Annotated in this window: 12 protein-coding genes; 11 read left to right on the top strand and 1 reads right to left on the bottom strand. The window is 52.1% G+C overall.

What is annotated here, in order from left to right:
* From ACR6AS_RS20290 to bfr, 3 genes are all read left to right on the top strand, one after another.
* Positions 1–131, top strand: a 131-nt coding sequence (locus ACR6AS_RS20290; RefSeq protein WP_083070736.1) for an EF-Tu C-terminal domain-related protein, incomplete at its 5' end; no start/stop codon positions are given.
* Positions 132–299: 168 nt separating this feature from the next.
* Positions 300–494 (top strand): bacterioferritin-associated ferredoxin, encoded by a 195-nt coding sequence (gene bfd, locus ACR6AS_RS20285; RefSeq protein ID WP_111140930.1) that lies wholly within the window; start codon positions 300–302, stop codon positions 492–494.
* A gap of 98 nt (positions 495–592) precedes the next feature.
* Positions 593–1,066, top strand: a complete 474-nt coding sequence (bfr, locus tag ACR6AS_RS20280; protein WP_111140929.1) for a bacterioferritin — start codon at positions 593–595, stop codon at positions 1,064–1,066.
* On the opposite strand, the gene ACR6AS_RS20275 is transcribed toward bfr, so the two are convergent.
* On the bottom strand, positions 1,053–1,826 hold the full coding sequence (locus ACR6AS_RS20275) for a prepilin peptidase (protein ID WP_418800287.1): 774 nt from the start codon (positions 1,824–1,826) through the stop codon (positions 1,053–1,055). The two genes, bfr and ACR6AS_RS20275, sit on opposite strands and share 14 nt — an antisense overlap.
* A gap of 394 nt (positions 1,827–2,220) precedes the next feature.
* Between ACR6AS_RS20275 and rpsJ the strand changes: the two genes are divergently transcribed.
* From rpsJ to rpsC, 8 genes are read left to right on the top strand one after another with little or no spacing between them, the layout of a single operon-like run.
* Positions 2,221–2,532, top strand: a complete 312-nt coding sequence (gene rpsJ / locus ACR6AS_RS20270) for a 30S ribosomal protein S10 (RefSeq protein ID WP_001181005.1) — start codon at positions 2,221–2,223, stop codon at positions 2,530–2,532.
* Positions 2,533–2,564: 32 nt separating this feature from the next.
* Positions 2,565–3,194, top strand: a complete 630-nt coding sequence (gene rplC, locus ACR6AS_RS20265) for a 50S ribosomal protein L3 (RefSeq protein ID WP_003850712.1) — start codon at positions 2,565–2,567, stop codon at positions 3,192–3,194.
* 10 nt (positions 3,195–3,204) lie between these two features.
* A complete protein-coding gene (rplD, locus tag ACR6AS_RS20260; protein ID WP_009087590.1) occupies positions 3,205–3,810 on the top strand; it encodes a 50S ribosomal protein L4 in 606 nt (201 codons plus the stop codon).
* Complete coding sequence (gene rplW / locus ACR6AS_RS20255; protein WP_003850708.1) at positions 3,807–4,109, top strand: 50S ribosomal protein L23; 303 nt, start codon at positions 3,807–3,809, stop codon at positions 4,107–4,109. Before rplD ends, rplW begins: the two co-directional genes overlap by 4 nt.
* A gap of 17 nt (positions 4,110–4,126) precedes the next feature.
* Positions 4,127–4,948: a 50S ribosomal protein L2 gene (gene rplB, locus ACR6AS_RS20250; protein ID WP_009087588.1), complete on the top strand. Its 822-nt coding sequence runs from the start codon at positions 4,127–4,129 to the stop codon at positions 4,946–4,948.
* Between the two features lie 16 nt (positions 4,949–4,964).
* Entirely contained in the window at positions 4,965–5,243 is a 279-nt protein-coding gene (gene rpsS, locus ACR6AS_RS20245; RefSeq protein WP_001138115.1) for a 30S ribosomal protein S19, read from the top strand.
* A 13-nt stretch (positions 5,244–5,256) separates the two neighbouring features.
* On the top strand, positions 5,257–5,589 hold the full coding sequence (gene rplV, locus ACR6AS_RS20240) for a 50S ribosomal protein L22 (protein ID WP_046289651.1): 333 nt from the start codon (positions 5,257–5,259) through the stop codon (positions 5,587–5,589).
* A gap of 17 nt (positions 5,590–5,606) precedes the next feature.
* On the top strand, positions 5,607–6,305 hold the full coding sequence (gene rpsC / locus ACR6AS_RS20235) for a 30S ribosomal protein S3 (protein WP_008927135.1): 699 nt from the start codon (positions 5,607–5,609) through the stop codon (positions 6,303–6,305).
* Positions 6,306–6,307 lie beyond the last annotated feature (2 nt).

Genomic DNA, 6,307 nt, shown 5'->3' with positions numbered 1-6,307 from the left:
TGCCAGGCGACAACATCAAAATGGTTGTTACCCTGATCCACCCAATCGCAATGGACGAAGGTCTGCGCTTCGCAATCCGCGAAGGTGGCCGTACCGTTGGCGCGGGTGTTGTTGCTAAAGTTATCGCTTAATTGTGATATTTGCTGTGGTCGTGCAAACGGCCACTGCAACACAGAAAAAGAGCACTTCGGTGCTCTTTTTTTTTGCTCTGCATTCACGATGACCCTGCAAAAGGTGGGTTTGAAATAAAAACGATTCGCATTTACACTGTATACAAAATGTACCCGAGTGATGAATCAATGTACGTCTGTCTGTGTAATGCCATCAGTGATAAAACCCTTCGTGAAGTCGTGCGTCGCTACCAGCCCAAATCCATCCAGCAGTTGCGTCAGTTTGTGCCCGTGGGCAAACAGTGCGGCAAGTGTATCCGCGCTGCGCGAGAGATTATGGATAACGAACTGCAGCACGCCCCGCTCTACAAAGAGATCGCCTGACCTCTCTGCTGTGGGAATACCCACAGTTTCTGTCACGGTTTTTTGACTTCTTTTTAACCGCATCTACGCTCTAATAAACCAGACGTGGAGGGTTAACAATGAAGGGCGATATTAAAGTCATCAGTCATCTGAATAAACTGCTGGGAAATGAACTGGTTGCCATCAATCAGTATTTTCTGCATGCGCGCATGTTTAAAAACTGGGGTCTGACCCGTCTGAACGACGTGGAGTATCACGAATCGATCGACGAGATGAAGCATGCCGACAAGTATATCGAGCGCATTCTTTTTCTGGAGGGGATCCCGAACCTTCAGGATCTGGGGCGGCTTCGTATCGGCGAGGACGTTGAGGAGATGCTCAGTTCAGATCTGAGTCTGGAACTGGAAGGTGCCAAGGATCTCCGTGAAGCAATCGCCTACGCTGACAAAGTGCATGACTATGTCAGCCGTGACATGATGATTGAAATCCTGGCCGATGAAGAACATCACATCGACTGGATTGAAACCGAACTGGAGTTGATCCGGATGATGGGCATCCAGAACTATCTGCAGGCTCAGATTAAAGAAGAGTGAACCGGGTCTGAAGCACAAGGATGACCCAGCCTGCAATGGCCAGAAAAGGGCCAAACGGCAGCAAAGTGTCAGCCGCGCCTGGACGCTGTCGTTGACCTAAAGATACGGCCGTCAGCGCCAGCAACGTGGCGCCCAGCGCAATGCCGGGTAAGGCCTGCCAGCCACAGCAGGCCCCCAGCGCAGCAAACAGCTTGATATCACCGTAGCCCAATCCCTCAATACCCCGCACCCTGCGATAGCCCTGCGCAAGTAGCCATAGCGTACAGTAGCCCGCTACCGCACCATAAATTGCCGTTGTTCCGCTGCCGGTCTGCGTCGCATGGAGCAATCCCAGCCAGAGCAGCAGATAGGTAAGCGGGTCAGGCAGGCAGAAGTAGTGACGATCAATGACTGCCAGCAGGAACAGGAGGCTGGCGACCGCAATCAGGTAAACCCTGTCTGAAACGCTATCAAAGCTGAGCAGCACCAGCAAACAGAGCAGAGCAAACAGCCACTCTGTCAGAAAGCTGCCGGCGCTAAATGGATGCCGGCAGAAGCGACAGCATCCTCCCAGGACTGGCCAGCTTACCAGCGGCAGGGTGTCGCGCCATAACAGGCGTTGCTGGCAACAGCGGCACTGTGAGGCGGGAAAGCAAAGGGCGGCAAACCACTGAGCGGGTGAGAGGGCAGGGGTAAAGCGGGAGCGGGCCAGCGACAGAAAGCTGCCCAGTGCGCCTCCACCTGCCAGCGCGGCGAGATAAGTGATAACAGCAGGGACCATGATAAGGCTCCGCATAGAAAAGAGTGGCACAGTGTCGCGGCCTCCGGTTTCTGCGTCATCAGCGAATCTGGCGTAATGGAGAGTGGCCCGCAGCCAGCCAGAGGCGTTCTCCGTCGGGCGACAGCAGAATGCGAGGCGCATCTCATCGGCGTGCCACTATTTACCGGCGAAAACCACAACACGGGTTGCTTCCTGAACAGATTTACGTATAATGCGCGGGCCTGCAGATATTGCAGGCGCGATTCGAGCAGAATCGCAGACGGCTGAAATATTGGCCGCCTGACAATACTCCCAATTGGGGAGTTATATGCTGAACGATTACACTCTCCCATCAATCGTAATGGGTTCGAGTAGTAATTTTTTTCGTCTATAAAAAGTTTGGAGCTCTGGTCTCATGCAGAACCAAAGAATCCGTATCCGTCTTAAAGCGTTTGATCATCGTCTGATCGATCAATCAACCGCGGAAATCGTTGAGACCGCCAAGCGCACTGGTGCGCAGGTTCGTGGTCCAATCCCGCTGCCAACCCGCAAAGAGCGTTTTACCGTTCTGATCTCTCCGCACGTCAACAAAGATGCGCGTGATCAGTACGAAATTCGCACTCACAAGCGTCTGGTAGACATCGTTGAGCCAACTGAAAAAACCGTTGATGCTCTGATGCGTCTGGATCTGGCTGCCGGTGTTGACGTGCAGATCAGCCTGGGTTAATCAGGTCATCGAGCGATTGAGAGGTTGAAACAATGATTGGTTTAGTCGGTAAAAAAGTGGGCATGACCCGCATCTTCACTGAAGATGGCGTTTCTATCCCCGTCACCGTAATCGAAGTTGAAGCGAACCGCGTTACTCAGGTCAAAGGCCTGGAGAACGATGGTTACCAGGCAATTCAGGTTACCACCGGTGCTAAAAAAGCAAACCGTGTGACCAAACCTGAAGCTGGTCATTTTGCTAAAGCTGGCGTTGAAGCTGGCCGTGGTCTGTGGGAATTCCGCACCGCTGAAGGTGAAGAATATTCTGTAGGTCAGAGCATCAGCGTTGAGATTTTCGCTGAAGTTAAGAAAGTTGACGTAACCGGTACCTCTAAAGGTAAAGGTTTCGCTGGTACCGTTAAGCGCTGGAACTTCCGTACCCAGGACGCGACTCACGGTAACTCCTTGTCTCACCGCGTTCCGGGTTCAATCGGTCAGAACCAGACTCCGGGCAAAGTGTTCAAAGGCAAGAAAATGGCAGGTCAGCTGGGTAATGAGCGCGTAACTGTTCAGAGTCTGGACGTAGTACGTGTTGACGCTGAGCGCAACCTGCTGCTGGTTAAAGGTGCAGTTCCCGGTGCTACCGGTAGCGACCTGATTGTTAAACCAGCTGTGAAGGCGTAAGGGGATAGCAATGGAATTAGTATTGAAAGACGCGCAGAGCGCGCTGACTGTTTCCGAAACTACCTTCGGTCGTGATTTCAACGAAGCGCTGGTTCACCAGGTTGTTGTTGCTTACGCATCAGGCGCCCGTCAGGGTACTCGTGCGCAGAAAACTCGCGCCGAAGTAACTGGTTCAGGCAAAAAGCCGTGGCGTCAGAAAGGCACCGGCCGTGCGCGTTCAGGTTCTGTAAAGAGCCCAATCTGGCGTTCAGGTGGCGTGACCTTTGCTGCGAAGCCGCAGGACCACAGTCAAAAAGTTAACAAAAAGATGTACCGCGGCGCGCTGAAAAGCATCCTGTCCGAGCTGGTACGTCAAGATCGTCTGATCGTTGTCGAATCATTTGCTGTAGAAGCACCGAAAACCAAGCTGCTGGTACAGAAACTGAAAGACATGGCGCTGGAAGACGTGCTGATCATCACCGGTGAACTGGATGAGAATCTGTTCCTGGCTGCCCGCAACCTGTACAAGGTTGACGTGCGTGATGCATCAGGTATCGACCCAGTTAGCCTGATCGCCTTCGACAAAGTCGTTATGACTGCTGACGCAGTTAAGCAAGTTGAGGAGATGCTGGCATGATCCGTGAAGAACGTCTGCTGAAAGTACTGCGCGCGCCGCACGTATCTGAAAAAGCATCTAGCGCGATGGAAAAAACCAATACCATCGTTCTCAAAGTTGCTAATGACGCGACCAAAGCAGAGATCGTTGCTGCTGTTGAGAAACTGTTCGAAGTAGAAGTTAAAGACGTAAACACCCTGGTTGTTAAGGGCAAAGTTAAGCGTCAAGGACAGCGTATCGGTCGTCGTAGCGACTGGAAAAAAGCTTACGTCACCCTGAAAGAAGGCCAGAATCTGGACTTCGCTGGCGGCGCTGAGTAAGTCGGAGGAGAAAGACAATGGCAGTTGTTAAATGTAAACCGACATCTCCGGGTCGTCGCCATGTAGTTAAAGTGGTAAACGCGGAGCTGCACAAGGGCAAACCATTTGCCCCGCTGGTAGAAAAAAACAGCAAATCCGGTGGCCGTAACAACAATGGTCGTATCACTACCCGTCACATCGGTGGTGGTCACAAGCAGGCTTATCGTATTGTTGACTTCAAACGCAACAAAGACGGTATCCCGGCAGTTGTTGAACGTCTTGAGTACGATCCGAACCGCTCTGCGAACATCGCACTGGTTCTGTACAAAGACGGCGAGCGCCGTTACATCCTGGCCCCTAAAGGCCTGAAAGCCGGCGACCAGATCCAATCTGGCGTTGATGCTGCGATTAAAGCAGGTAACACTCTGCCGATGCGTAACATCCCGGTGGGTTCAACCGTGCATAACGTAGAAATGAAACCAGGCAAAGGCGGTCAGATTGCTCGCTCAGCCGGTGCTTACGTGCAGATCGTTGCGCGTGAAGGTTCTTACGTTACCCTGCGTCTGCGTTCAGGTGAAATGCGTAAAGTCGAGTCTGACTGCCGCGCAACACTGGGCGAAGTCGGTAATGCTGAGCACATGCTCCGCGTTCTGGGTAAAGCTGGTGCAGCCCGTTGGCGTGGTGTTCGTCCGACCGTTCGTGGTACCGCGATGAACCCAGTTGATCACCCGCACGGTGGTGGTGAAGGTCGTAACTTTGGTAAGCACCCGGTTTCACCGTGGGGCGTTCAGACCAAAGGTAAGAAGACCCGTAGCAACAAGCGTACCGATAAATTTATCGTACGTCGCCGTAGCAAATAATATTAGAGGATAAGCCATGCCACGTTCTCTCAAGAAAGGTCCTTTTATTGACCTGCACTTGCTGAAGAAGGTAGAGAAAGCGGTGGAAAGCGGTGACAAGAAGCCTTTGCGCACTTGGTCCCGTCGTTCAACGATCTTTCCTAACATGATCGGTTTGACCATCGCTGTCCATAATGGTCGTCAGCACGTTCCTGTCTTTGTTTCCGACGAAATGGTTGGTCACAAACTGGGTGAATTCGCGCCGACACGTACTTATCGCGGTCACGCGGCTGATAAAAAAGCCAAGAAGAAATAAGTAGGAGGAAGAGATGGAAACTATTGCTCAACATCGCCACGCTCGTTCTTCTGCTCAGAAGGTTCGCCTTGTTGCTGACCTGATTCGCGGTAAGAAAGTGTCGCAGGCTCTGGACATTTTGACCTACACCAACAAGAAAGCGGCTGTACTGGTCAAGAAAGTTCTGGAATCTGCCATTGCTAACGCCGAACACAACGATGGCGCTGATATCGACGATCTGAAAATCACGAAAATTTTCGTTGATGAAGGTCCGACCATGAAACGCATTATGCCGCGTGCCAAAGGTCGTGCAGATCGCATCCTGAAGCGCACCAGCCACATTACTGTGGTTGTGTCCGATCGCTGAGACTCTGGAGACTAGCAATGGGTCAGAAAGTACATCCTAATGGTATTCGCCTGGGTATTGTAAAACCATGGAACTCTACCTGGTTTGCGAACACCAACGAATTCGCTGACAACCTGGACAGCGATTTTAAAGTACGTCAGTTCCTGACTAAAGAACTGGCTAAAGCATCTGTCTCTCGTATCGTTATCGAGCGTCCAGCGAAGAGCATCCGTGTGACTATTCACACCGCTCGTCCGGGCATCGTTATCGGTAAGAAAGGTGAAGATGTCGAAAAACTGCGCACGGTCGTCGCGAAAATCGCTGGCGTTCCTGCACAGATCAATATCGCCGAAGTCCGCAAGCCGGAACTGGACGCGAAACTGGTAGCTGACAGCATCACTTCACAGCTGGAGCGTCGTGTGATGTTCCGTCGTGCTATGAAGCGTGCAGTTCAGAACGCCATGCGTCTTGGCGCGAAGGGTATTAAAGTTGAAGTTAGCGGCCGTCTGGGTGGCGCTGAGATCGCACGTACCGAATGGTACCGTGAAGGTCGCGTGCCATTGCACACACTGCGTGCTGACATTGACTACAACACCTCTGAAGCGCACACCACTTATGGTGTAATCGGCGTTAAGGTATGGATCTTCAAAGGTGAGATCCTGGGTGGTATGGCTGCTGTTGAACAACCGGAACCGGCTGCTCAACCTAAAAAGCAGCAGCGTAAAGGCCGTAAGTAAGG

The sequence above is a fragment of the Pantoea phosphatilytica genome (genome assembly GCF_051025615.1).
In the GTDB taxonomy this organism is placed as follows: Bacteria; Pseudomonadota; Gammaproteobacteria; order Enterobacterales; family Enterobacteriaceae; genus Pantoea.
Note: the sequence above shows the minus strand (reverse complement) of the source record. Positions and strands in the feature narration are given on the sequence as shown.

Coding starts and splice junctions, on each gene's coding strand:
- bfd (WP_111140930.1), top strand. CDS start 300: ATGTACGTCTGTCTGTGTAATGCCATCAGTGATAAAACCCTTCGTGAA.
- bfr (WP_111140929.1), top strand. CDS start 593: ATGAAGGGCGATATTAAAGTCATCAGTCATCTGAATAAACTGCTGGGA.
- ACR6AS_RS20275 (WP_418800287.1), bottom strand. CDS start 1,826: ATGGTCCCTGCTGTTATCACTTATCTCGCCGCGCTGGCAGGTGGAGGC.
- rpsJ (WP_001181005.1), top strand. CDS start 2,221: ATGCAGAACCAAAGAATCCGTATCCGTCTTAAAGCGTTTGATCATCGT.
- rplC (WP_003850712.1), top strand. CDS start 2,565: ATGATTGGTTTAGTCGGTAAAAAAGTGGGCATGACCCGCATCTTCACT.
- rplD (WP_009087590.1), top strand. CDS start 3,205: ATGGAATTAGTATTGAAAGACGCGCAGAGCGCGCTGACTGTTTCCGAA.
- rplW (WP_003850708.1), top strand. CDS start 3,807: ATGATCCGTGAAGAACGTCTGCTGAAAGTACTGCGCGCGCCGCACGTA.
- rplB (WP_009087588.1), top strand. CDS start 4,127: ATGGCAGTTGTTAAATGTAAACCGACATCTCCGGGTCGTCGCCATGTA.
- rpsS (WP_001138115.1), top strand. CDS start 4,965: ATGCCACGTTCTCTCAAGAAAGGTCCTTTTATTGACCTGCACTTGCTG.
- rplV (WP_046289651.1), top strand. CDS start 5,257: ATGGAAACTATTGCTCAACATCGCCACGCTCGTTCTTCTGCTCAGAAG.
- rpsC (WP_008927135.1), top strand. CDS start 5,607: ATGGGTCAGAAAGTACATCCTAATGGTATTCGCCTGGGTATTGTAAAA.